The following is a 23,767-nucleotide window of genomic DNA, read 5'->3' on the forward strand; positions in this document are numbered from 1 at the left end:
ATCATCGGGGACGCGGGAACCCCGCGGAAGAAGGCACTTTCGTGTTCCCCGGGCACACCGGGGTAACGCAGCAGGTCAGGGGTTGTAGTTCCCGTGCACCACGCCGCCCGACTTGGGGGTGCCCGCGGCCGGGAGGTTGGCGCCGTCAACGCAGCCGCCCACCAGCTCCACGTGGCTGTCGTGGCGGATGTACTGGGCCGGGGACGCGCACGACGCGCTGTCCACCGTGATGTACGCCGCTCCGGTGAGCGCGGCGGCCGACGCCAGGCCGATCACGAGCGGGACCAGTCCGGCGGACCGGGTGGCGCGGGCCCGTCGAGCGTCGTTCCCCCGTGCCATGGTTGCTCCCTGTTTACCGTGCGTTGACACCGCCCAGGGTACCCGGCTCCCCGCCCTGTCAACCTGTGGAGTTCCTGAGTGGCATAGTCCGGGCCATGGAACTCGTCACCATCGAGCGGATCCAGGCCGCCCGGGAACTCCTAAAAGGAGTGACCAGGGTGACGCCGATGGAGCACGCGCGCGACCTGCGCAAGCTCCACGGCGGTCCGGTGCACCTGAAGTGCGAAAACCTGCAGCGCACGGGCTCGTTCAAGATCCGCGGCGCCTACACCCGCATCCACGGCCTCAGCGCCGCCGAGCGCGAACGCGGCGTCGTCGCGGCCAGTGCCGGCAACCACGCGCAGGGCGTCGCCCTCGCGTCGTCGCTGCTCGGGGCCAAGTCCACCGTCTTCATGCCGCTGCGGGCGCCGCTGCCGAAGCTCGCCGCGACCCGCGGCTACGGCGCCGACGTCCACCTCCACGGCGCGCTGCTGGAGGAGACCCTCGCCGCGGCGATCGAGTTCGGCGAGCGGACCGGCGCGGTGTTCATCCACCCCTTCGACCACGCCGACGTCATCGCCGGCCAGGGGACCGTCGGCCTCGAGATCCTCGAGCAGGTGCCGGGCGTGAAGACGATCCTGGTCGCCACCGGCGGCGGCGGGCTGGTCGGCGGGGTCGCGTCGGCGGTGAAGGCGGTGCGGCCGGACGTCCGCGTCGTCGGCGTCCAGGCCGAGGAGGCTGCCGCGTACCCGCCGTCGCTCGCCAAGGGTGTGCCCGTCCGGCTGGGTTCGACTTCGACGATGGCCGACGGTATCGCGGTCGGCGAACCGGGCCCGGTCAGCTTCGCGCACGTCGCGTCGCTGGTGGACGACGTCGTGACGGTGTCCGAGCAGTCCCTTTCCCGGGCCGTGCTGCTCTGCCTGGAACGCCGGAAGCTGGTGGTCGAGCCGGCCGGCGCGGCGACCGTCGCGGCGCTGCTGCAGCACCCCGGGATCTTCGAGCCGCCGGTGGTGGCGGTCCTCTCGGGCGGCAACGTCGACCCGGTGCTGCTCCTGCAGATCATCCAGCACGGCATGACGGCGGGTGGGCGCTACCTGCGTCTCCACCTGCGCGTCCCGGACCGGCCGGGCTCGCTCGTCGGCGTGCTGTCCCGCGTGAGCGAGCTGGGCGCGAACGTCCTCGACGTCGAGCACTCGCGGATCTCGGGCAGCCTCGACCTCGGCGAGGCCGACATCGTGCTGGCGCTGGAAACCCGCGGTCCCGAGCACTGCAAGGACCTCGAGATCGCGCTCACGGACGCCGGTTACACCGTCGTCTGACCGGTCTTTCGGGGGTTCCGGGTGGCGGAGCCCCCGGCCCGGGGCGAAGGCCCGGATGTCACAGCTGTTCGCCGGTGATCGCCGCCAACGCCAAGTCCTTGGCAGGCTCGGGCACGTCCGCCGGCGCGGTGAAGCGGCGGGCCCGGATGTGGGCGACCAGGTCCGGGTCCGGCGGCACGCCGTGCTCACGCAGGTAGTACGCGACCGCGCCGGGCCACGCCCAGGCCCCGTCGGTGCGGAAGTTCATCGGCACGGCGTCCGCGCGGTCGGGCGCGAACGCGTCCGGGCCGTTGCTGCGCGAGGCCAGGATGACCGGCGCCGCGTCGAGGTACGCGAGCACCCGCTCGGCCTCCGCCGGGACCAGCTGCGGACGGCGGATGAGCGGACGGCCCGACGCGTCGACGCCGTCGTAGATCCGCGGCGTGCGCACCTCGCCGTCGGCGGCCGGCGGGGTCAGCCCGGCGCGCTCGCGCAGCCAGCCCGGGATGTGCTCGTCGGCGCGGGGGAAGAACCGCAGCTCGTCCTGGAACCCGATCGGCGGCGGCTGCTGCCGGAACGGCGGTTCGAGGTCGGGCCGCACGAAGTCGACGTCGGGCGGCTGCGCCGGCTCGAACACCAGGATCGCGCCCAGCCAGGTGCCGAAGCCGGGCTGGTACATGCCCGAGCGCAGCACCCCGAGCAGCCGCACCGCTTCCGGGTGCGGCTGTCCGGGCCGGGGCAAGCCGTCCGGCCCGGTCACCAGCAGGTCGGTCTCGACGTGCCGCCCGGCGGCGCGGTACTCCACGCGCAGCTGCCGCCACCCAGGCGGCACCTGCGACGTCAGCACCGCCCCGATCTGGCGGACGATCTCCTGCTGCTGGTCCGGGCGCAGCGGCCCCGGTGGCTGGCTCATGGCGTCTCCGGCTCAGATGGTGATCTCGCCGACGCGGGTTCCCGCGAGCAGGTGGTACGGCAGGTAGTCCGACTCGACGTCGAACGCCATCCCGGCGTCGCGCGCGAGGCAGGCCATGGCGAGCGGCGCCAGCGCGACGATGCTCGTGCTGTCCCGCGGCCGTTCGGGATCGGCCGTCCAGTACCGCTTGTGCAGCTCCAGCGCGGTGACGAGCGAGTCGGCGAACTTGCCGTCCTCCCGCTGGGTGTAGAGGTAGAACAGCTCGATCGGCGGGAAGGACAGCTGCAGCACCGCCTCCGGGACGGACGCCCGCAGCGCCTCCGGCTCGGTGCCGCGCATCGCGGCCAGCACGGCCTCGATCAGGTCGCCGTCCCCGCGGATGTGGATCTGCAGCGCCCGCACCCAGTCGAAGGTGAACTCGTCGTACTGCGGGCCCGACGTGCGCAGCAGGTCGATCGGGACGGCCGCCAGCAGGTCGAGCCGCGCCTGGTCGCGCGCGATGATCGCCAGGTAGGTCGCCTTGAGCCAGTTCAGCGCGTCGCTGTCGCGCGTCGGCCCGGTCGCCGGGCGGCGGATCACGTCCTCACCGAACCGGAACTCGACCTCTTCGCCCTCGGGCCGGTTCGCGGTCACGAACAACGCGTGGCCCGCCTGCAGGGCCCGGGCGAACGCCAGCCACGTTTCGTTTTCCGCGGCTCGCGGGTCGGCGCCGCAACGGTAGGCGAACTCGTTGTACGACCGTTCCAGCGCGAAACTGGGGCCGAGGGTGTCGGTTTCGATGTCCTCGCGCGCCTCGTGCCGGCGCGCGGTGAGCCGTTTCACCGCGCGTTCGGCATTCGGCGCGTCGAAGTCGTGCCTTTCGACGGTGCGCACGCTCGCGTCACTCCCCACGATTCTTCGGTGGCCGGTCCGCCAGATCGAAGTGCTTCAGGTTGTAGCCACCGTACACGGGACGTTTCTTGAACTCGCCCGGGTTCTCGGGGTCCGGAACCTTGGCGCCGGCCGGATCGAGTTCGAACTCGTCGCGCACCCGCGCCTTGGCGACGTAATAGTCGAGATTTCCCTTCTTCATGGCGCGGCGCATGTCTTCGGCGAGGTTCTGTTCCGCTTCCGTCCCGTTCCGCTCCATGTTCTGGATGATGCTTTCCACGTACTTCGGGTGACCCTGTTCGTAGCGCAGCTGGTCGCCGGCCGGACCCTGCCGGGTGCCGAGCCCGGCGTTCGGCCCCTTCGCCTCGACGACGACGATCTTCGGCTTGCCGTCCGGGCCGGTGACCTCGTAGATCTGGTCGAACCGCCCCGATCCCGGCTTGTCGCCGACCCGCGTGTTGTCGCCGTGGATTTCGGGGTCGGGCAGTTCCTTGATCTGGTGCGGCGGCGACGGGAACTGGTCCGCGACGGCGTCCCGCGCGGCGTGCTCGCCGAGGTCTTCGCCGAGGTTGGTCCGGTCCCGGTGCGCCTCGGTGCGCTCGCGCTCGATCTCCTTGTCGACGGTGCCGCTTTCCTCGGCCTTTTTGTAGTCCGCCTCGGCGTCCCGCGCGCGCTCGTTCGCTTTGTGCCGCCGATCGATCAGGTCCTGCGCTTCGTCCTTTTGCTGCTGGGTCGCGGCGTGTTCCCGTTCGTGCTGCTTGTGGTAAGTCGCTTCTTCGAAGTCGTCGGACTTCGGTTCGAACTGCTCCCCGGCGGGCTTGGTCTTGTCTTCCTTGATCTTCGGGATGCGTTCGTCGGTCGCGTCGGTCTGGTCGGCGTTCTTCCGCGAGTACTCGCCGTTCTTGTTCGGGCCGTCGTAGTACTTCTCGCGGTAGGCGTCGTCGTTGATCTTCTCCTTCATCGACGCCTTCGGCTCCCGGTCCGGGCGCTCGATGTCGACCGGCTCGTCGTCGATGTAGCGCTCGCCGCGGTGCTGCGCGCTGTCCGCGTCGACGTCGTGCTGGCTGCCGTGGTGGGTGTCGGGCGCGAAGCCGTCGTCGCCCGCCCGGTGCGTCGAACCGTCCGGGTGGTGGGTGTTCCACTCGCCGTCCGGCGGGATGCGGGGCCGCATGCGGCCGTCCGGGCCGATTTCGTAGTCGGAGGAGAAGACGCGGCCGTGCGAGTCGGTCCAGGCCGGCTTCGTCGGGGCCATGACCTCGGTGTCGAGCTCGCGCGAAAGCCGGTGCGCGAAGTCGTTCGAGCCGGCGTCGCAGCCGATGAGGCGGATCGGGCGGCCGTCGTAGTCGCCGTTGCGGCGCAGGACGTCCGCGAACTCCTCCGGCGTGTAGAGCCGGTCGCCGATGCGGGCGTGGCCGTCCGGGGTGACGTGCACGTCGACGGTGTAGCGGCCGTCCGGGTCGGGCTGCACGCGGTGCGGCAGGTCGCCCATGTCGGGGTCGCCGGCGTGGTACGAGCTGCCCGACGGCGTGCTTTCGGAGTGCCGCGCGTTGACCTCGTCGGGGGACAGCGGCTCGTCGTGGTGCGGGGTGCCGCCGTCCGGGTCGTGGTGGCCGGGGCCGTCGTGGGGACCGTTTTCGTGCGGCCGGGTGCTCGGCGCGTGGGTGTCGGGGGCGTGCGTGCCGGGGCCGTTGGTACCGGGGCCGTTCGTGCCGGGACCGAAGCCGCGGGCCGCGGGTGCGTCCGGGGTGCGCGGACGGCCGCCGCCGGGCAGATCGCCGCCGGTGCGGGGCCGGCCGGGCGCGTCGACGTGCGGGCTGTGCGCGCCCGGGCTGCCGGGAGTGCCGGTCCAGCCGCCACCGCCGGTGCGCGGGGAGCCACCGCCGAGGCCGCCACCACCGGGTCCGCCCCCGGGCGGCATGCCGCCGCCGCCGCCCATCATCGGCGAGCCACCCTGCGGCGGGACGGAGGCGCCGTCGCCACCGCGTGGAGAGGGGACCGTGCCGGGGTCACCGGTGCGCGGAGCGGCGGGAGCGGTCCCGCTGGCGGAGGTGGTGCCATCGGCCCGCGGCGGCGCGGCGCTGCTGGGCGTTTCGGTACCGGGGTGCGAGCCGCTGTCCCCGGTGTGCGAGGGCGTGCTGTCGGTGCCCCGCGCAGGCGAAGGGCTGGTGTCGCCGGTGTGTGACGGGGTGCTGTCGCTGCCTCGCGTGGGTGAGGGGCTGGTGTGTGACGGGGTGCTGTCGGTGCCGCGGGTGGGTGAGGGGCTGGTGTCGCCGGTGTGTGAGGGCGTGCTGTCGGTGCCTCGCGTGGGTGAGGGGCTGGTGTCGCCGGTGTGCGACGGAGTGCTGTCGCTGCCCCGGGTCGGCGAGGGGCTGCTGTCGCCGGCCCGCGACGGTGTGTTGTCTCCGGCGTGCGAAGGAGTGCTGTCCGCGCCACGAGCCGGCGAAGGGCTGGTGTCGCCGGTGTGCGAGGGCGTGCTGTCGCTGCCCCGCGTGGGCGAGGGGCTGCTGTCACCGGTGTGCGACGGAGTGCTGTCGCCGCCTCGAGTCGGCGAAGGACTGCTGTCGCCCGAAGGCGAGCGAGTCGGCGAAGGACTGCTGTCGCCCGAAGGCGAGCGAGTCGGCGAAGGGCTCGAATCGCCCGCGCGCGAAGGAGAACCGTCCCCGGTACGCGAGGGAGAACCGTCCCCGGTGTGGGATGGCGAGCCGTCGTCCGACCGCGCCGCCGACGGCGATCCATCCCCGTCGCCGGTGTGCGAGGGAGAACTGTCTCCGTCCGGCGAACCGGATCCCTCCCGGCTCGAACTCCGGCGGGAACCCGGATCCGTGTTCATCGGGTCGGAACTCGGCGAATCCCCGTCGGCGTGGCTGGGATCGCCCGAGTTTTCCCCGCTGTGCGAGGAATCCCCGTCGCCGGAATGCGAGCCGTCACCGTCGGCGCCGTCCCCACCGTGGGCTCGGGTGTGGACCCCGCCGCCCTCCTTGGGGATCTTGTGGACGAACCCGCCTTCCTTGACCTTCAGCCCGTCCAGCCCGCTGACCTTGCCCAGCACCTTGCCGAAGACCTTCGCGATCTTCTCGAAGACGTCGACCAGCTTCGACAGCAGCGGCGACACCTTGCGGATCGTGTCGGTCAGCTTCTTGAGCAGCTCGCCGATCTTCTTGCCCCACTTGGCGATCGCCGCCGTCGCCTGCGCCACCACCACCGGCGTGCCGAAGCCGAGGGAGAAGACCTCCTCCATCACCCACGCGATCAGCTTGCCGACGAGGTCCGCGATCAGCTGCCGCACGGTCTCGCGCACGAACGACACGACCTGGCCCATGATCATCGTGACCGTGCTGATCGCGCCGGCGACCGTCGCCGCGCCCGACAACGCTTCGCTGTGCTCGGCCGCGAACTTGCGGTAGGCGTCCGCACCCGCGCCGGTCCAGCCCGTCGTGCCGTTCTTGACCGCGTTGTCGAAGTCGGTCTTGCGCTCGCCGAGCGCCTTGGAGACGTTGCCCCACGTGTCGGCGTAGGACTGGATCACCGGCGGGTTGCCCGCGACGGAGTCCAGCATGTCCTTCAGCGGCTGCACGTGCTCCATCAGGAACGACGCCACCGACGACATCAGGTAGCCGAACGGGTCGATCGCCGCCCCGGCGATTTCCCCGGCCAGCGACAGCATGCCGAGGCCGCCGGAAACCCAGTCGCCGTCCTTGATCCCGTTGAACGCGTCCATCGACGACTCGGCGATGCCGATGCCGCCGGCCCAGCCGTAGTCGCCGTTGCCCGCGGTGAACGCGCCCGGCCCGTCCGGGTCCTTCTTGGCGTCGACGACGAGCGGGTTCCCCTCGGGCATCACGCACCGCCCGCGGACTTGTTGAGGTCGTCAGCGACACCGGATTCGTACTTGTGGTACGCCGCAGCGGCTTCGCGGACCTTGCCCGACACCGCCGTCATCGCCTGCACGGCGTCCTTCAACGCGTCGATCCCGTACTGCTCCACCGGGTCGAGCAGCATCCGGAACGGCTGGCAGAGGATGCCGTACGCGTCGGTCGGCATGCTGACCTGGTTCGCCGCGTCGACGGCCTGCTGCAGCCCGTCCCCGATGGCGTCGAGCTGGTGGGCGTGCGCCGTCAGGTCGGTGCTGAGTTCCACATCCGTCATCGGTTCCCCCTCAGGAAAGGATCGGTCCGCCGAAGTCGTCGTCATCGTCGGTGTCGGCCGGACGCCGGCGCCGCGGCGGCTGCGGCGCGGGTGGCTGCGGCGGGGTGCGCGGCGGCTGCTCGTCGTTGTCCTCCGGCAGGAACCGGCGGACGCGGTCCGGCTCCGGGAACGCGGGCTCGGGCTCCGGCGGCGGCTGCGGGAACGTGCTCTGCGCCTCGCGGACGATCTCCGCCGCGGCCTGGTCGCCGGTGCCGGTGGTCTCGCTCATCGCCTGCTGCAGCAGTTCGGGGATCCGGGCCTGCGCGCGCTGCACCAGCTGCATCACCTGGGCCGACACCTCGGCCATCCGCTTGCTCGTGGCGGTCTCGGCGATGACGAGGTTCTTCAGCAGCCCGCGCGAATCCACGGTCACCTGGACCGTGCCGTCCTTCGACCGCTCGGTGACCGACTGGCCCTGCACGCGATCGGCCAGCGCCTGGTACCGGGCGGCGTTCTCCTCGAGCCGCTTGGTCCAGTTGTCGATCATCGCGTCGCTGGCGTCGATGCTGTCCGGCATCACGGCCCCTTCTCTCTGCTTCTCCACACTGACGGTTCCGGAAAGCCATCGGTTCCGAGAAACGTCAAAGGCCACCTTATGGAGAGAGGGCACGTGCTGACCTGGTGGTTTGCCCGGCAAGCTTCTCACCTGGTCTTTTTGAGTGTCAACCGGGTCTCCCGAAGTCGCACCAGGTCGTCCGAAGTCGCTATTTTTCGACCCTCTTCCCACGTTCGTTCCCACGTTGGTGCTACTCTGATGGCCTTCCCCGCGCGAGCAGGGATGGCCCGAAAGGGAAGCGGAGACTCCCCGGAGTCCCGAGGATCGCAACGCGCAAGAGCGCTTGTCCCCCGCCTCAGCGGGGCTGAGAACAACGAAGGCCCCCGGCATCACGCCGGGGGCCTTCCTCGTGCTCGGGGTCACTTCGTCGCGTCCCGCTCCGCCCACGCGGCGAGCTGTGCCGGCGAAGGCGGCTCCAGGATCGTGGTCGTCCAGAACGTGGGGGCTACCGGTCCCTGTGGCCGCCCCAACCGCTTCACCGGGCGCGTCACCGCCTCCGTGAACGTCACGATCTTCTCCGCGAGCACAGCGGTCTCATCGTCCAGCGGCGTGACCTGGATGCGCCACGGGGCGGCCGGACCGCCACGCTCGCGGAACCAGGTCGTCAACAGGTCCTCCAGGTCGACACCGGCCGGCGGACCTCCGATCAGGCAGCCTTGCGGTGACCAGGCGTCGCCGTTCGGCTGGAAGCTGATCGTCCAGTAGTACCGGGGCTGCCCCTCGACGCTCGGCGGGCACCAGCCCGAAGTGGTCCACGTCGCGCTCATGCGAGCAGTCGAACATGTGTTCGGGATCTGCGCAAGAGGGCAACTACTGGACTGGCCGCTGCTTGCCCTCTATCTCCCGTCCACACGCGCTGCACAGGGCGTATGGCCAGTTCATCCACGCTTCGACGGCGTCCTCACCGTCTTCGGTGCGCTGGACGGGTAGGTACGCCCCAGCCGGGTTCTTCGCAACCAGGCTTTTCCTCGGTCGAGCGATCGACCGGAGTGCCTCCTCGCCGCACCCGGGGCAGGCGATCCCGTCGTAGACCCCGGGTGGCCCCCAAAGCGTCGCAACGGGCTCTGAGAACTGCCCCTTGAGCTGCTCCATCAACGCGGAGTGCCCCGCCTTCGCTTCGCCACTCGTGGCCCAGGCGTAGCTCACGGGAGCCATGTCGGCCAAGGTAGGGGCGTCGTGGCTAACCCGGTTCGTGTCGGTCCTGTAGATCCGAGGTGGGACTTCGCCGGGGACCGGCGCCATGCCCCACCAGCCGGTGGTCACGAAGATCGTCCATGTCGGATCTGAGCGGTCGGTGAGCGAGTGTCGCTCGACGATCATCTTCTTGCCCAGCTCGTCCCGCAGGTTGGCCCACTGCTGAGCCGTGATCGGCTTGCCGTCCGGGTCGAAGTACAGCTCCGGCTCGCTCATGTGATCTCCGATAACGTGTAGCGAACAAGGGAGGCCCCGGCGCGGTGTCTGCGTCGGGACCTCCCTTGATCTTGGAACGGGTCAGGCGGCGAACGCTGCGGCGTCGAACTCGCGAGCCTTGACGCCGGTCATGAACTTCTCCACCTCGGTCGCCGTGAAGGCGAGCGCGGCCGGCTCTCCGGCACGCCGGAAGTAGGTCGTGGTGCCCTCGGTGGTGATCTCCAGGCAGGTGCCGTGAGCCGCGCCGGTGGTGCGCAGCGCGGCAAGGGCTTCGTCGAACTCCGCGTCGGTGAAGACGAGCCGGATGTCTTCGGGACTGCCGAACTCGGTCTTGTCGTCGCGCAGCTCGACATACGAGCCCTTTCGGGCCACGCGCACGCAGTCCTTGTCCGGCTGGCTGGCGAAGGCTTTGCGGAAGTCCTGCTCACGGAAGGACGGGCGGATGGCTGCTGTCATTGCGTTTTCTTCTCCTAGTGGGGTGGAACTTCCCGTCAACCCGAGAAATCTCGGGCGACGTCTTTGAGGAAATCTCGTGTTTCCCCAAACTTGAGGGCGGCGTTGGTCAGGCGGCCCCATGCCTCTTCATGCACTCGGATCGGCTTCGGTTCGAACAGGTACCGGATCTCTGATTCGCCTTCGACGTAGGCCATCATCAGCGACCCCGCCATGCCGGTCGTCGGAACCCGCAGGAGCGTGAACGGGGCAGATATGCCCTTCTTGCCCTGCCGCTCCTTGCTGCGCGACTTCGGCGGACGGAACGGCATCACCTGAATTCGCACGTTCGGCCGCTCGGACAGTTCGACCATCCACATGATCTGTTCGTACATGATCTCGTCGTCGTCGGGCTCGCCCCACGTACGGCGCACGCACGATTCCGACATCACGTAGTGGATGAGCGGAGGGTTGGGCTTGTCCATGATCTTCTGCCGGGCCAGGCGCGCCAAGATCCGATCGTCGAGCGTGACCCCTGCGTTGTTCGGCTCGTCCTCGTGCTGGGACCTCATGTACCGCTCGGTCTGGAGCAGGCCGGGGATCGCCTCCACCTCGACGCCACGGATCTCGTCGGCCATCTCGTCGAGGCTGATGCGGAGCCGGATCTCTTCGGAGTAGGCGCGGTTGTGACCGGTCGTCCAGTGCCCTCGCTTGTGGTTCTCGCGGCGCAAGTCGCGCAGGGTCTCCAGATAACCCGGGTCGGTGAACCCGAGCCCCTTGGCGAGCATCTCCAGGTCACCCGGCGAGATGCTGCTGCCGCCGCTGATCAGGCTCGCGATACGCGGCTGACTGGACTCGATGATCCTGGCGGCCTCTGCCTGGGTCGAGCCCGCCGTCTTGATCATGTGTTCGATCTCGCGGCCCAGGAGGAGCTTCTTACCGGTCTTCACCGTGGCGGCCATGCGCGGACCTCTCCGTCGACGGAAGTAGCGGGCGGCGGCCCTTCGGATCGGTCGATGCCTCCCTTCATGCCAGAGGGTATCGCCCGATCCCACTCGAATGGACGGCCGCCACTTGCTTGATTATCAAGCTTCCAGCCATCAGACTGGCTATCACTCAGTTAGCGGTATGGCAGGTAGAAGGTAACAAGGCTAGCGTATGCAGGGTTCGAGTATGGCCAAGGCGGAAGGCAAGCCGCCTACTGCTTTGACCAGGCACTTTGCCCCCTGCGTGCGCCACACAGAGATCCACGGCGACCCTGCGGGGCGACGTGCTGAGGGGTTGATCGGAATGTGGACACAGGCGATGTGGACCACCGTCTGGGTGGTCTTGCTCGCGATCGGCGTCCCCGCTGCGGCGGGCGGCGGGCTATGGGCGCTCAAGCGCCACGACAAGCGGCGGCTTGCGCGCGCGGCCGAGACGGCGACCCGCAACGGGCACGTCACCGTCGCCGAGCTTCAGCGCCGGGAGATCCTTCGGCAAATCGACGCGGCGAATCGCGCCGAGACCGTGCGCCTCTCGCAACGAGACGCCGCACGGCGCGAGCGAGAGGCATACGCCCTAGCGGCGGAGTACACGCAGCCCCTCCCGGGGGTCAGGCCGGCCCCCGGCGCGGAGGTTCCGCATCAGCGTCCCGCCGTCAGGTCTCGTCCCTATATCGAGCAGCGCGCCGCCGTGGGCAGAGGTGGCGAGCGATGAGCACGTTCGTCTTCGGCCCTCGCGAGCACGGGCCGCTATGCCGTCAGCGGGCCGGTAGGCCGCCAGTCCTCTGCGGGTGCCGCACGCACCCCGTCGTGTCGCCCCCCGAAGGCGAGCGCGTCTCCGCAGACATCCCACACACGCGCGTCATCCGCGCCTTCCTCGACCTTCTCCACCCGATCGACAGGAACGCAGCATGAACCCCGAGCCCTGGCCGAAGTGGCTCACGTCGGAGCAGAAGGCGCGCCTGGTGGGCCTCGCCATCCAGTTCACGTGGCTCGTCACGCAGGAGCCGACCGAGATCAGCAGGTCGGTGTGGGGCCTCTGGGCTCCCGCCGAGGGCCCCGAGATCAACGTTGCCCTCCGGGCGGACGAGCCTTCGTTCGTCGGGATCTACCGATGCGGGGAAGGCTTCTGGGCTGCGGGCGTACCCGCCTTCGCCACGGCCCAGGAGTCGTTCACGGGCACGTTCGACGACGTCCTCACCCGGGCGGTCGAGTGGCGCACTGAGCGGACGGCGAAGAGATGACCCGACTGCCTCGCCGGACCCGCCCTGATCGCCGCCTGAGGCTCGTTTCGAGCAACGAGCCAGCCGCAAGCCCGGACCTCGACAGGAACGGCATCTCCATCACGTTCGGCGGCCAGATGGCCGTGGACCTGTTTCGCCACTTCCTTGGCGCGAACGGAGCCCATGCCGACGCGTCGGACGTCGCCAGGGCCGTCGCGTTCACCATCAGCGGCTTGGAGGAGAGCGCGAGTGGCCCCCTGGACGTGCTCTACGCCAGGTCGGGAATCCCGGGCTACCCGGCGATCACGGTCGGCCTGGCGGAGCCGCCGGAGGTGCCGGAGGAGCCGGAACCTCCCCCGCCTCGGTGCGGCTGAGCGCGCGTCCTCCAAACCCCCTCCGCGCTCGCCGGCACCTCCATGCCTGTCCCGGTCCGGCACACCCCAGGCCCCCGGGCCGGGACAGGCCCCAATCCCCGGCTCCGCCCCTCCTCCCTCGGGGCGGGGCCGGGCCGCAGCCACACGACAGGACGGAACCCATGCCCACTCCCATCTACCGAGAGACAGACGCGGTCGAATGCGCGCAAGCCCTCCTCGCCGGCCGGGCCGCCCTGTGCCCATGGGAGTGGCTGGGTGACGACTTCTCGCCGCAGGACTGGGCGAACATGATGACGAACTTCGCCCTGCTGCTGGGCTTCCGCATCGGCATCAAGCACATCAAGCCGTACCGCATGACCCTCGCCATCAACGCGATGAGCCCGCCGCCCGAACCAGAAATCGGCCTGGCTCTTGCGGAGTTCGAGAACTACCGAGACCACGATGACCGGCCGCCGTCGAGGCAGGCGCTGTTGCTCAACGCCCAGCACGTCCCTCGGCTCGTAACCGCGCGGCGAGTCCCCAGGCTGGCGCTCTAAGTCACGCGGACGAGCGCCATAGGCGCGAGCCTCGGGCGAGCGACATCGTCCGAGGCTCGCGCGCAACATCCCGTCCCCCACCGAATCAAGAAGGTAGAGGCATGTCTGTCAGACGTTGGAAAATGTTGTGCTGCATAGCTTCCCTGGCCGCACTCGGCCTCAGTGGATGCTCCGCCCTCGGGGGCTCCAGCGACGAGCCGGCCAAGCCCGGCGCGGGCGGGCTGGAGAAGACCTCCTTGAAGGTCGCTATCCAGCCATCCGTGGATGCCGCGCCGTACTGGCTGGCGCAAGAGGGCGAGTACTTCAAGCGCGAGGGCCTCGAAGTGCAGACCACCCTCGCCGAGAACCCGGCCGCCTCCCTGCAAAAGCTGGTGTCCGGAGAGGCTGATCTGGCGGAGCTGACGTACCCGACGTTCTTCGTTGCCGCGAAGAAAGGGGAGGACATCCGGCTCGTGGCCGATGGCACGGCGGCGACCCCCAAGAGCAACGTGTTGGTCACCGTCCCGACCTCGCCGGTGAAGTCGGTCAACGATCTGCCGGGCAAGCGGATCGCCATCACCTCGAAGAACTCGACGTCCGAACTGCTGACCCGATCCGTGATGAAGGATCACGGGCTCGACCCCAGCACCGTCAAATGGGTCTACCTACCACTGCCCAACATGGCGCAAGCGCTGAAGGACAACCAGGTCGATGCCGCCTACCAGCCGGAGCCGTTCGCCAGCGCGGCGGCTCGGACGGTCGGCGCTACGCCATTCATCGACGTGGCCGGCCCCAGTTCGAGCACCCAGGACTTCCCGATCCTCGGCTACGACGCGAAGCGGGAGTGGACCGAGAAGTACCCCAACACCATGGCCGCGTTCCAGCGCGCCATGCTGAAGGCCACGCGCGACGCCAACGCCGCCCGCTCGAACTGGGAGCCATTGGTGATCAAGAACGCCAAGGCAGAGGACCAGGACGTGAAGCTCATGACCCCGCCGGGCTTCAGGTCGACCCTCGACGCGCGACGCATCAGGCGCGTGGTCGACCTCATGAGCCAGCTCGGCGTCATCACCGGCGACCTCAACGTCGATGGCCTGATCGTGAAGCAGGTCTCCCCCTAGCGGTGGAACCGTCGTCGCTTCGCGACTCGAATTTGTAGCTATATGACATCAGGCCGGGGTCTTTCTCCCCATGAGGCAATGTCCCTGCGTCTAGCGCTCGGCATATCAACCTGGAGCGAGCGAAGAGGAAACATAGTCATATAGCGAAAACTCCGGGGAGCGTGCAAGCCCGGAGCGATGCCCCGTAGTGTAATTGGATCGCACGGCAGGTCCCCGACGCCTGTCAGTCTGGGTTCGAGTCCCGGCGGGGCAGCGAACATTTATCAAGGTCCACTCGCATTTAGGGCTAATGTACGGAAATAAATCGAAGGGGAGGACATGCGACGGCCAAATACGCCGTTCAGGCTTCGTGTTGTGACCGCCAACCTGAAGAGGGCGGGCTACGACTACAAGACCCGACGACACAGTCACGATCTGCTCGCCCAGATGCTGTCCACTTTGGAGGAAGCACCGCACGTGCTGTGCCTCTCCGAGTGCTCGTTCTACGACACGCGCGAGTATCTGTCAGCGCCGCTCTTCGAGGCAATGGACGTCCTGGACTCCCTGTGGGGCACCACCGAGGACGCGGATGGCCGCCAGTTCTCGACCGCTCAGTACACGCCGTTTCTCTCCAAGGTGGCGGGCTCGGTCAACGCGCCGGGCCTGTTCGTCGATCGGCGCTATGTCCGGCCGGTCTCGTGGTACCCGCACGACTGGCGCACGGTGCTCTCCAACTCGCTCGTCGCGAGCGTCAACGGCCACGACCTCCTGTTCAAGTGCGTGCACTGGAGCGGGTCGAAGGGGCCGACCGGCTTCGACGAGCAGGCCGCGTTGGACGCCCAGTTGGCGCCGTACCGGGCGATCCTGGCCGGAGACTTCAACACCACCACCTCAGACCCCCGAGAGCACATCCCCGACGACTGGGGCAAGCTATGCGACGACCAGGGGAACCCGCACAAGAAGTGGCAGAAAGGTTACCTGGGCGAGGACGGCGTCTGGCGCGTCTACACGAAGGCGCTGGACGGATTCTTCGCACACGGCTGGAAGGACGCGGGGGCGCAGGCGGACGACTTCACAACCACCGTCTACCCGGCGATCGACGGCGGGTCGGGCCTGCGGATCGACCGCATCGTCTACAGCAACACTGCACCCATCACCCTCGTCCCGGGAAGCTACAAAGTCCATGCGCACGAGCGCGGCGCCCGGGTGTCCGACCACATGATGGTGGAGGCACACTTCGACGTCGCCCCGGCTGGAGGTGCCGCGTGATCACGCTCGGGTCGGCCAACCTCTGGAACTACGACGGCAACAACGACGAGCTGACTGCCCTGCTGGCCAGGCAGAACGCGCACGTCCTGATGGTGCAGGAACTCGTCTCCTCCCCTCGCGGCGTGGATCTCGACGAGCCGGCGGAGCGGCGACGCGCCGCCGCCCGCGTGCTGCGCAAGCTCGCCGACGACCTGAACATGAACTGCCTGGATACCGTCGAGGCAGTCGGGACAAGCCTCACGCGACACCACACCGGACTGTTGTGGCACAACGACCTCCACGCGATTCCGGGCAGCCTCATGCGCTACGACAGCCACATCTACCGCAACTCCCACGGCATGGTGACCATCGTTCTCGACGTGGGCGGCAAGAAACTCCGCGTCGCCTCAGCGCACCTCAGTCCGACCGACCCGGGCATGTCGGCCGGCTACCTCGACGCCGGGCTGATCCATCGTGCCCTCCATCGGGAGGACGGCATTCCGGGTCTCGTGGGCGGTGACTGGCAGGGCATCGGTTCCGACGTCAAGCACGACCCGCACCCCTACCTTGGGGTGGAGTGGAATCCCGCCATTGCCTACCACTACGACAACAACGGCCGTGTCGACCGAGACGCCGCCTACCGCCTTGAGCAGAACTTCCGCTTCAAGGACTGCCAGATCTTCACCGGTACGCGATGGGCACAGACCACCGGGCACCACCGCACGGATCGGCAGCCGCCGCGCCGGATCGATCGCATCTACGCCACGCATGACTTTCCTGACGATGCCCTCGTGGCGCTCCGGACACTAAGCCCCGCCGAAGTCGGCCAGTGCTCGGACCACTGCCCTGTCCTCGTCGACATCGACGAGACGGAGCTGTGAACGGAATGTCGGCTACGCGGAAGCCATTGCCTCCCAACCCTGGCCCCCTGATCGCCAGACTGTACGCCCAGAAAGGGTTGACATACCGGCAGATCGTGGACAGGTACCGGGTCAGCCACAGAACGATTCATCGGCTGCTACGGGAACAAGGCGTAACGAGCCGAGCGAACTACCCGACCCCGCGCGAGCAGGCTGGAGACGCCGCCAGCGAGCAGACGGGCGCCGCTTCGTCCCGGGAAGAGGTGGTGCGCTGATGGCAGGTGAACGACTGCGGCTGTGCGGTCACGTTTGGTTCTTCGTGGGCCTCGCCGCGCTCGTCTGCGGCCTGGCGTGGCTTGTCGCATCCCTCGTGCGCGAGGTCCGAAACGGAGTCGCGTAAGAGGATGAGCGCGTGGGCCGATATGAAGGCAAACCTCGAAGCTTCGGCTGCCGTCTATGACACGCTCGCCGGCAACCTGGAGACCCTCCACAGCCAGGCGGAGGGCGGGCAACTCCTCTGGTCGAGGATCACTCCAACTGCCAGCAACGTGAAGGAAGTCAGCGAGGCGGCGGGTTGGGTCCTGGAAACGAACGAGGCGATCATGACCGTTGCCAGAGGTTGCAAGCAGACGGCAGCGGCGATCCGAGCCGCGTCGGCGAGCTACCCGTAAACGCGGAAAAGGCCCCCGCCGCTCAACCCGGGTGACGACGACACCGGGGAGCGGCGGGGGCCTCTTGGTGGACCGGCGGAAGGGATGCGCCGGTCCGTCTCAATAGGTAGGCGGCGGAGGGTTGGGCCAGGGTGACGCTCAGCGGGATTGACCCCGTGCTCAGGAGGAGCAGCCAGCAAGTGAAGCGCTGGCTCGCCTATGGACTTCCCTGCGGTGTATGCGGCTACCCCGTGCACTCCTGGGCACTCGGTATGCCGACCAGCCCTTTGGACTGCCGGTGCACACGCCTCACACGCCACTGGGAGACGGTGAAGGAGGTGATCGAGATGACGATCGGGCCGAAGAAGGATGGCGAGATCATCGGCGACCTAGGCGACGACTGGGTCACGACGCAAGGCGGATAGGGCAGCCCGCGCCCGGAGAGGGCCCGCCAGCGCCGCTCAGGCGGCCGCTGGCGGGTTTTCTGCTGTGTTCCGGACCGCGTACACCAGGATGGCCCCCGCGAACGCCGTGAGGAGCTGCCACCAGTTCGTGTCCGAGGTGCCTTCCGCGCCGACGAGGTTCACCACGGCGGTCAGGCCGGTCATGATCACGGCCAGGACGAACTTCGTCACGCGCGCGCCGGGGACGTTCGGCGCGGTGAACACGCTGGCGGCCGTGGCCACGGCGATCAGGATGTTCACCCACTCTAGGACGCTGATGGTCTGGTCGCCGGTGAGCGCGGCGAGCACGGCGGAGGCCGCGGCTGCCAGGACGGCGGCGGCGGCCTTCGCGTACGTCACTTCTTGCTCCCGTAGATCATCAGCGACGAAGACGGGCCCTGGCACAGGTAGTCGAAGGAAATGCTGTCGCACCCCTCGGGGACCTTCCACTGGTAGGGCTGGTCCTTGGTGATCTTGTCCATGTGGATGGGAGCCTGGAACTTGTTGAAGTAGAGGTTGAGGTCGGTGATGTCGTGATAGCCGGCCGACAGCTCGAACCAGGTCCCACCCATGATGACGGCGCTGTCCACCGAGGTCTGGATGGCGCGGTGATGGAACTGCCGGTCGTTGCTCGCCGGGTACTCGTGATCGATGAAGTGGCCGGCCATTTCTTCCTCCTGTGGCGAAGACGACGGGGTGGGCGACGAGGTGGTCAGGGTTGCGAGGACCGCAGCGCACTTGGCTTCCGACGCGACGATCTCGAAGTGCATGGGGTCGGTGCGGCCGGTGTAGTCGCCGCCCCAGCGCACGCATCCCTTGGTGGCGTTGACGATGGCGCGGATCGTGGCGACCTGCGCGACGCTGAACGTCGCCAGCGCGGCGGTTCCGAGCGGGTGCCGCGTGGCGTTCAGGTCGATGGCCGTGCCGCTGGCATGGTTGCTCGTCTGGGTGCCACCCCGGATGGCTCGCTCCGCGTATCCCCAGTCATCGAGCTGGCCGGGGTCGATGTCCTCGACGCGGGCATCGAACTGGCTGGCGACCCACAGGAGCAGGTCGCCGGCGGGACCGTTGCGGACGCGCACCTTTCGGGAAGTTCCGGGGATCTGGCGGCTGCTGGTGAGGTTGATGTTGTTGGCTGTGTAGCCGTTTTGTGAGACTGCCATGGATCACTTCCCGATCTTCGAGCAGTCGCGGTCCGCGTAGGCGGACTGCATGTACGTGCGGAACTCGGCGATCTGCTGCTGTCGTTCTGGCGTCTGGTTTTGCGGGGTCTTCTCGACCGTGTCCAGGACGTAGTTCCAGAGGTTTCGACTGGCCTGCCGGGTCTGGTTGCTGGCGGTGCACGTGTCGATCTGGTTTTGTCGGTTCGCATCCGCCAGCGCGCCGGCGTTGTTTGCCGTGACAGCGGCGATGATCACGCCGATGGTCAGGAGCACGTCGAGGGCGAGCGAGATGGCGAGTCCGATGATGAGGTGGCGGTTGCGACGGCCGTAGGTGCGGAGGCCGCCGATCTCTTGCCTGAGATCCACAACGGACTCTTGGAGGCTGATGGCGGCGGCGATGGCGCGATTCTGTGGGTCAGTCATCCTTGATCCCGTAGGCACTCTTGAGCATCTGACTTAGCTGCTGCACGACCACGTCCAGTTCCTCGACGATCAGGTCCGCCCGCGCGGTCAGCCGGGCTACTTCGGCGTCGTAGGAGGCGGGACGGCTTGGCGCGACGTCTTCCTTGGCCACGCGCTTCCTCCACCTCATTGGGGTTCAACTCCTAGGACGCGGAGGCGGTCAGCCATTTCCTCCATGACCTGGTGTAGTTCGTCGAGCAGTTCGGCCGCCTTCGACGTGAGGGCCTCCACTTCCTCGGCCTGGTACTCACGAGGTCCGCTTGCGGCGTCGCGGTTCCTTGGGGTCACTGGAAACCTCGCTGACTCGGATCAGCTCCTGAAGGATCGGGATCATCTGTTGGAGCGCCTGGATCTGTTGCAACACAGGCATTAGCGCTCGTGTGGTGTTAATGAAGTCGCCGACGACCGGTAGGAGTCGTTCTTGAAGGACTTGCGCCATCGCGTCGCGTTGCGCGTCGGACTTCTCGCGTTCCTTGATGGCTCTGTCACGTTCTTCGACGAGCTTGTCCACGGAGGGCTTCGCCCAGATCCAACCGGTCATGACTCCGAGGAAAACCAGGCCCAGGACGCCGAAGTTGATCCACGTCGTGACGTCGGTGAGGGTGCCGCCTTCGGCGGCGAGCACGGTCATCGCGAGGAGATGAACTGAACCGTCATCTCGGTGGGGATCGCGAAACTGGTCGCCTGGAGCGTTCCACCGGCCGCCGAGCAGTAGTTCGACCAGTACAGCTTGTCCCCGGCGTTCATGAAGACCCGCGCGCGGAACGCTGTCTGCACACAGCCTTCCGACGTGCCGGAGGAGATCACGAGATCCGAGGCGAGCGCGTTGGCCACGTTTGCGGCGTTCAAGGTGACCTTGCTGGCGGCGACGGCGCCGGACGCGAGGCCGGTGGTTGTGCTGTGGTAGCTCAGCATGTAATAGCCCGCGAGGCCGACCGTGATGTAGCTCGGCGCGGCGGAGGTGAACCAGCCGAATTGGTCCTCGCGGACGTTCCAACTTCCGGGCGCGAAGCTGTCGCCAGCGCCGATGCCGATGGCGGCGTTGAGGACCACTCGGCAGGTTGGGAAGGCGGGTCCGCGCCGGCTGAGTTCGGCGACCTGGCGGCGCAGGTCGTTGAGCTGGTCGAGCAGCGATCCTGTTCCTGGCGGCTGGGTCATCAGTTCACCGCCAATGTCTCCTGGAGTTCGAGCGCCACCGTGCTTTCCGTGTCACTGCTGAAGCCGAGAATCCGGCGGCGGTACTGGCCGTCCTTGATCCATGGGTGGCCGCTGACACCGAAGATCGGAGCGTCGCCGAGTGACCAGCCGGAGAGCTTCGGTGACACGAGCACGCCGTTGCTGGCCAGGCCGTCCACACGAACGCTGCACTTCCACGTCTCCGTGGGCGCGCTGAACTTCGCGAGGTCTGCCGTCGCGTAGGCGTCCAACGTGGCCTTGACGACCACTGAGGTGTGGTCGTTGTCTACGTAGTCCGTGGGTGGGTAGCCGGCGGTGATGAGGGCGTCGTTGGAGGCGTAGCCGGCGAGCATGGTCCGCTCCGTGCCGCTGCCCTTGACCCATGCCTTCGTGCACGGCGAGGCGGAGCCGTTGACGTCCACGTCGATCTGGCCGAGCGCCCCGCCGTAGTCCCACACTCCCGTGGAGTTCAGGTTGCCCAGCTTCGGACTACCGACCATCAGTTCCCAGCGGATCTGATTGCCTGCCGACGTGATGTAGGGGCGGAAGTCGATCTCCGGCCCGCTGTCCACCTTCGATAGTTCGTCGAGGCGATCCCAGACGTTGGCGAGGTCGTAGCCGAAGTAGGTCCGGGTGTTGGTGCCCACTTCGGTAAAAGGGACGTCGATGGGCAGCCCGTAGCCGGTCTGTGTGAGGTTCGCGTTCACGATCTCGCGCGCGATGCCGCGAAGCGTGAAGTTGTTCAACGTGAGGTCGTTGTTGACGTGGACGATGTTGCTCGCGGTGCCGGTCGGGTTGCGCAGGACCCGGCGGTCGAACAGGCCCTGAATGCCGGTGCCGGAGACCGCCAAGTTCCGCGTGTTCTCATCGAACTGGTATGTGAAGGTCGGGCCGGCCTGCGTCACGTAGTCGTCGCACAGCACGATCCACGAGTAGCGGCCGGCGGCGACGTACGTGTGGAAGTCCACGGCGGCGTTGGCCGAGTCCTCGGGCATGACGTTGACCGTCCACGTGCCCTTGTCGGTGATCTTGCGCGAGAACGAAGGGGTGTCGCGCGGCGTCGCGTCGGCGAGGATGATGCCGGTGACCGTGTCGGCGATCAGGACGCGCCACGTGGCCATCTACACCGCCGGCGGCTGGTCGGTGGTCGGGAAGACGAGGCAGCTGATGGCGTTGTGGCCGATGTCGTTGCCGCTGTACCCGAACCCGCTGTACTGGGTGTCCGAGATCCGCATCCCGCAGGACAGCACGATGTCCGTGGTTGCCGTGAACGGTCCATAGTGGAATGGCGCGATGTTCGGGACATGGTCGGTGTCCGTCGTGGCTCCGAAGCTGTGGAAGCGCGTCCAGTTGATGTCATTTCCGTTGAGGGAGCCGACGTTGATCCGGAGGTCCGCAGCACTCTTCGCGGAGAGCGTGATCTTCGCCCGCGCGGTGGGGTACACGAAGAACGGCACGCCTGGGTACGGGATGGTGACGCGGCAGATCTCGCGCGCGACGCCGAATCCGGAGACGAACGTGAAGCCGCCCGCCGGTGCGGATGCGTAGTAGCGCAGGCAGTTCATGACACCGCGCCAGCCCTGCTGGACTCCGTAGTAGACCTGGTGCTGGAACCCGGGGGCATGGACCCAGCGCTGGTCCCCGGGGTACGACCCGGCTTCGGTGAAGGCCGCGCTGGTGGTCTTCGCGTCGTCGGCGTAGAGCGCGCGCATTCCACCCCGAGCAACGAGCCCCGGCCCGCGAAGGTCTTGGATGTTCGCCGCTGTCAGGGAATTGGCGGTCTTGTTGACCGTCACGGCGGCCAGTGGGGTCCACCCGTTGGCCGGCGTCGGGGTCGGGACGGTCGGGGTCCCGGAGGAGTAGTCCCCCTGCCACACCTCGACCGTGAACTTCCGCGTCCCGGACGGGCTGGCGATGGAGGTGTTGAGGTCGTCGTACACGCGCGCGACGATTAGATCGATGCGGTTCTGCGTCGAGCTGGCTGCCGCGAGCGTGAGCGTCTTCTGAGAGTCGAGCGCGCACATATACGCGCCCTGGCCCGGCGAGTTGATGACGCAGTTGCCCATCTCGACGGTGACGTTGAGCGTGTTGGCGACTGGGGCGACGCGCATGGCCATGTGCGTCGGGGTGCCGGTCGCGCCGATGTCGCCGGAGGCCATGACGCCCGACCGGTAGTCGATGTAGGACAGGTTGGGTCGCGGCATGAGCACGCTGTCCAGAGCCAGCCGTGCGTCTGCCAGTCCGACGCGGGACTGAACGGCCCAGGGGTCGTACGCGCTCTGGACCACCGCTCCCTGGGAGACCATGAATTACGCTCCTGCCGTGGGAAAGTTGTCGGTTACCGGCCGGAACTGGCTCGCGCGAAGGACTTCGTCGGTCATCGGGTTGACGCCGTTGTAGAGCCAGTCCCCAAAGTTGAGCTGGTAGTAGCCGAACCATCGGATCGTCTGGCCGTCGAGGCGCGCGTCCGTTCCGCCACCGAAGGCGTAGTTGATGCGGTCGATGAACCACTGCGCCTGAGCGACGTCGGTGTACTGGACGCAGTCGTGCGTATCGACGACCTGGTAGTAGGACGGCGGATCGGGTTCGTTGGAGTAGACACCCACGGTGAAGTTCCCTTCTTGGTTGAGTTTTGGACTAGAACCAATAGGCGCGGTACGTCGCGGTGGCGTACCCGCCCGTCGTTGTGGCACCCGAGTGCGCGAGCCCGACGGTCAACGTCCCGGAAGTCGACCCGTTGGCCGGTGGGATGTTGAACGCCTCGAAGTTGGCCGGGTACAACAGCTCTCGCCGCGACGTGGCTCCGTTGAGGACCACCGATGGCGCTGCCGTGTCGATCGCAAGGAAGTCGCTTGCGGTCAGCGTTCCGTTGTAGCGCATGGAATAGCCAGTGCTCGTCGTGAGCACCGGGTTGGTCAGCGGTCCGTAGAGCGTGTAGACCGGCGAGGCCGGAGCGGTTCCGGGGTTCGTGAGCGTCATGAAGCCGGACCCGTTGAAGGTGCCGAACGCCAGCCCTGATGTCGCTGTCGGCAGGCCGAAGTACAAGCCCGGGTTGCTGTCGGGCGCGACGACCTGACTGAAGTCCAGCCCATCTCCGGAGTCCTGGGGCAGGCCCACGGTCTGGGTCTGGAGTTCCGGGGAGTATTTGCGCGGGTCAGGGGCGACGAGCTGAACAGAGAACTCGATGCCCGGTTCGGAGACGATGTCCAGCGGGGTGCAGAGGATGGCGTCGTCGAGGTACACGTCCAGGCACAGCACGCCGATTTCGCTGTAGCACGTGAGTTTGCCGGGCGTGCGCGGGTCCGACAGCAGGCCGAGAACGTAGCTCTCGGCCTGCCGTAGGACTTCGTAGTTGGAGTGGTAGCACCGCCCGGTGAGGGTGACGATGCGCTCCTTTTTCCAGCCGGGCGAGCGGAACATCCCGTGCTTGTTCAGGCGTGGGGACAGCGTTGCGTTCGTTGCCGGGCTGCCCCAGAAGCCTTCCTCCTTGGTGAGAATCCATTGCACGCCAGCGGTGTCGCGGACGTTGTAGGAGTGGTGGAAGGTGATGTTCTCCAGCGTCCACACTTGACCGCCGAGCATTCCGCC

At 67.9% G+C, this 23,767-nt stretch carries 30 protein-coding genes and 1 tRNA gene; 11 read left to right on the plus strand and 20 right to left on the minus strand.

Features of this window, described 5'->3' with window-relative positions:
* Positions 1-75: 75 nt before the first annotated feature.
* Positions 76-339: a hypothetical protein gene (locus ACERZO_RS07080; protein WP_364453480.1), complete on the minus strand. Its 264-nt coding sequence runs from the start codon at positions 337-339 to the stop codon at positions 76-78.
* 95 nt (positions 340-434) lie between these two features.
* Here ACERZO_RS07080 and ilvA point away from each other — a divergent pair, with 95 nt between their 5' ends.
* Positions 435-1,637 (plus strand): threonine ammonia-lyase, encoded by a 1,203-nt coding sequence (ilvA, locus tag ACERZO_RS07085; RefSeq protein WP_372663479.1) that lies wholly within the window; start codon positions 435-437, stop codon positions 1,635-1,637.
* A gap of 58 nt (positions 1,638-1,695) precedes the next feature.
* Here the strand turns inward: ilvA and ACERZO_RS07090 are convergent, their stop codons facing one another.
* The 9 genes from ACERZO_RS07090 to ACERZO_RS07130 form a co-directional block, all read right to left on the minus strand.
* Positions 1,696-2,529, minus strand: a complete 834-nt coding sequence (locus ACERZO_RS07090; RefSeq protein WP_372663481.1) for a ferredoxin — start codon at positions 2,527-2,529, stop codon at positions 1,696-1,698.
* A 12-nt stretch (positions 2,530-2,541) separates the two neighbouring features.
* Positions 2,542-3,402 carry an immunity 49 family protein gene (locus tag ACERZO_RS07095; RefSeq protein ID WP_372663483.1) on the minus strand — a complete coding sequence of 287 codons (861 nt, stop codon included), beginning with the start codon at positions 3,400-3,402 and terminating at the stop codon, positions 2,542-2,544.
* Between the two features lie 7 nt (positions 3,403-3,409).
* On the minus strand, positions 3,410-7,237 hold the full coding sequence (locus ACERZO_RS07100; RefSeq protein WP_372663485.1) for a hypothetical protein: 3,828 nt from the start codon (positions 7,235-7,237) through the stop codon (positions 3,410-3,412).
* Positions 7,237-7,545: a type VII secretion target gene (locus tag ACERZO_RS07105; protein WP_372663487.1), complete on the minus strand. Its 309-nt coding sequence runs from the start codon at positions 7,543-7,545 to the stop codon at positions 7,237-7,239. Before ACERZO_RS07105 ends, ACERZO_RS07100 begins: the two co-directional genes overlap by 1 nt.
* A gap of 10 nt (positions 7,546-7,555) precedes the next feature.
* Positions 7,556-8,101 carry a YbaB/EbfC family nucleoid-associated protein gene (locus ACERZO_RS07110; protein WP_372663489.1) on the minus strand — a complete coding sequence of 182 codons (546 nt, stop codon included), beginning with the start codon at positions 8,099-8,101 and terminating at the stop codon, positions 7,556-7,558.
* A 398-nt stretch (positions 8,102-8,499) separates the two neighbouring features.
* On the minus strand, positions 8,500-8,907 hold the full coding sequence (locus ACERZO_RS07115) for a hypothetical protein (protein ID WP_372663491.1): 408 nt from the start codon (positions 8,905-8,907) through the stop codon (positions 8,500-8,502).
* Between the two features lie 43 nt (positions 8,908-8,950).
* Positions 8,951-9,550: a hypothetical protein gene (locus tag ACERZO_RS07120; protein WP_372663493.1), complete on the minus strand. Its 600-nt coding sequence runs from the start codon at positions 9,548-9,550 to the stop codon at positions 8,951-8,953.
* 81 nt (positions 9,551-9,631) lie between these two features.
* Positions 9,632-10,006, minus strand: coding sequence for a DUF397 domain-containing protein (locus tag ACERZO_RS07125; protein WP_372663495.1), 375 nt, complete (start codon positions 10,004-10,006; stop codon positions 9,632-9,634).
* A 35-nt stretch (positions 10,007-10,041) separates the two neighbouring features.
* The gene (locus ACERZO_RS07130) at positions 10,042-10,944 is read right to left on the minus strand and encodes a DUF5753 domain-containing protein (RefSeq protein ID WP_372663497.1); all 903 of its coding nucleotides are present in this window, start codon (positions 10,942-10,944) and stop codon (positions 10,042-10,044) included.
* A 343-nt stretch (positions 10,945-11,287) separates the two neighbouring features.
* Here ACERZO_RS07130 and ACERZO_RS07135 point away from each other — a divergent pair, with 343 nt between their 5' ends.
* From ACERZO_RS07135 to ACERZO_RS07180, 10 genes are all read left to right on the plus strand, one after another.
* The gene (locus ACERZO_RS07135; RefSeq protein ID WP_372663499.1) at positions 11,288-11,680 is read left to right on the plus strand and encodes a hypothetical protein; all 393 of its coding nucleotides are present in this window, start codon (positions 11,288-11,290) and stop codon (positions 11,678-11,680) included.
* 196 nt (positions 11,681-11,876) lie between these two features.
* Entirely contained in the window at positions 11,877-12,209 is a 333-nt protein-coding gene (locus ACERZO_RS07140; protein ID WP_372663501.1) for a hypothetical protein, read from the plus strand.
* On the plus strand, positions 12,206-12,562 hold the full coding sequence (locus tag ACERZO_RS07145) for a hypothetical protein (RefSeq protein ID WP_372663503.1): 357 nt from the start codon (positions 12,206-12,208) through the stop codon (positions 12,560-12,562). Before ACERZO_RS07140 ends, ACERZO_RS07145 begins: the two co-directional genes overlap by 4 nt.
* A gap of 161 nt (positions 12,563-12,723) precedes the next feature.
* Positions 12,724-13,098 (plus strand): hypothetical protein, encoded by a 375-nt coding sequence (locus ACERZO_RS07150; RefSeq protein ID WP_372663505.1) that lies wholly within the window; start codon positions 12,724-12,726, stop codon positions 13,096-13,098.
* A 101-nt stretch (positions 13,099-13,199) separates the two neighbouring features.
* A complete protein-coding gene (locus ACERZO_RS07155) occupies positions 13,200-14,198 on the plus strand; it encodes an ABC transporter substrate-binding protein (protein ID WP_372663507.1) in 999 nt (332 codons plus the stop codon).
* Between the two features lie 178 nt (positions 14,199-14,376).
* Positions 14,377-14,451, plus strand: a tRNA-Gly gene (locus tag ACERZO_RS07160).
* Positions 14,452-14,552: 101 nt separating this feature from the next.
* The gene (locus ACERZO_RS07165) at positions 14,553-15,446 is read left to right on the plus strand and encodes an endonuclease/exonuclease/phosphatase family protein (protein WP_372663509.1); all 894 of its coding nucleotides are present in this window, start codon (positions 14,553-14,555) and stop codon (positions 15,444-15,446) included.
* Positions 15,443-16,306, plus strand: coding sequence for a hypothetical protein (locus tag ACERZO_RS07170; protein WP_372663511.1), 864 nt, complete (start codon positions 15,443-15,445; stop codon positions 16,304-16,306). The genes ACERZO_RS07165 and ACERZO_RS07170 overlap by 4 nt, the downstream gene beginning before the upstream one ends.
* Before the next feature lie 5 nt (positions 16,307-16,311).
* Positions 16,312-16,560 carry a helix-turn-helix domain-containing protein gene (locus ACERZO_RS07175; protein WP_372664586.1) on the plus strand — a complete coding sequence of 83 codons (249 nt, stop codon included), beginning with the start codon at positions 16,312-16,314 and terminating at the stop codon, positions 16,558-16,560.
* A gap of 129 nt (positions 16,561-16,689) precedes the next feature.
* Positions 16,690-16,956: a hypothetical protein gene (locus ACERZO_RS07180; RefSeq protein ID WP_372663513.1), complete on the plus strand. Its 267-nt coding sequence runs from the start codon at positions 16,690-16,692 to the stop codon at positions 16,954-16,956.
* A gap of 440 nt (positions 16,957-17,396) precedes the next feature.
* On the opposite strand, the gene ACERZO_RS07185 is transcribed toward ACERZO_RS07180, so the two are convergent.
* The 10 genes from ACERZO_RS07185 to ACERZO_RS07230 form a co-directional block, all read right to left on the minus strand.
* Entirely contained in the window at positions 17,397-17,738 is a 342-nt protein-coding gene (locus ACERZO_RS07185; protein ID WP_372663515.1) for a hypothetical protein, read from the minus strand.
* Complete coding sequence (locus ACERZO_RS07190; protein ID WP_372663517.1) at positions 17,735-18,541, minus strand: M15 family metallopeptidase; 807 nt, start codon at positions 18,539-18,541, stop codon at positions 17,735-17,737. Before ACERZO_RS07190 ends, ACERZO_RS07185 begins: the two co-directional genes overlap by 4 nt.
* 3 nt (positions 18,542-18,544) lie before the next feature.
* Positions 18,545-18,964: a hypothetical protein gene (locus ACERZO_RS07195; RefSeq protein WP_372663519.1), complete on the minus strand. Its 420-nt coding sequence runs from the start codon at positions 18,962-18,964 to the stop codon at positions 18,545-18,547.
* Entirely contained in the window at positions 18,957-19,115 is a 159-nt protein-coding gene (locus tag ACERZO_RS07200) for a hypothetical protein (RefSeq protein ID WP_372663521.1), read from the minus strand. Before ACERZO_RS07200 ends, ACERZO_RS07195 begins: the two co-directional genes overlap by 8 nt.
* Before the next feature lie 135 nt (positions 19,116-19,250).
* Entirely contained in the window at positions 19,251-19,634 is a 384-nt protein-coding gene (locus ACERZO_RS07205) for a hypothetical protein (protein ID WP_372663523.1), read from the minus strand.
* The gene (locus ACERZO_RS07210) at positions 19,631-20,161 is read right to left on the minus strand and encodes a hypothetical protein (protein WP_372663525.1); all 531 of its coding nucleotides are present in this window, start codon (positions 20,159-20,161) and stop codon (positions 19,631-19,633) included. The genes ACERZO_RS07205 and ACERZO_RS07210 overlap by 4 nt, the downstream gene beginning before the upstream one ends.
* Complete coding sequence (locus ACERZO_RS07215) at positions 20,161-21,300, minus strand: hypothetical protein (protein WP_372663527.1); 1,140 nt, start codon at positions 21,298-21,300, stop codon at positions 20,161-20,163. The genes ACERZO_RS07210 and ACERZO_RS07215 overlap by 1 nt, the downstream gene beginning before the upstream one ends.
* A complete protein-coding gene (locus ACERZO_RS07220; protein WP_372663529.1) occupies positions 21,301-22,485 on the minus strand; it encodes a hypothetical protein in 1,185 nt (394 codons plus the stop codon).
* A 3-nt stretch (positions 22,486-22,488) separates the two neighbouring features.
* Complete coding sequence (locus ACERZO_RS07225; RefSeq protein ID WP_372663531.1) at positions 22,489-22,785, minus strand: hypothetical protein; 297 nt, start codon at positions 22,783-22,785, stop codon at positions 22,489-22,491.
* Positions 22,786-22,816: 31 nt separating this feature from the next.
* Positions 22,817-23,761, minus strand: coding sequence for a hypothetical protein (locus ACERZO_RS07230; RefSeq protein ID WP_372663533.1), 945 nt, complete (start codon positions 23,759-23,761; stop codon positions 22,817-22,819).
* Positions 23,762-23,767 lie beyond the last annotated feature (6 nt).

Source organism: Amycolatopsis kentuckyensis, from assembly GCF_041679295.1.
Taxonomy (GTDB): domain Bacteria; phylum Actinomycetota; class Actinomycetes; order Mycobacteriales; family Pseudonocardiaceae; genus Amycolatopsis; species Amycolatopsis kentuckyensis_A.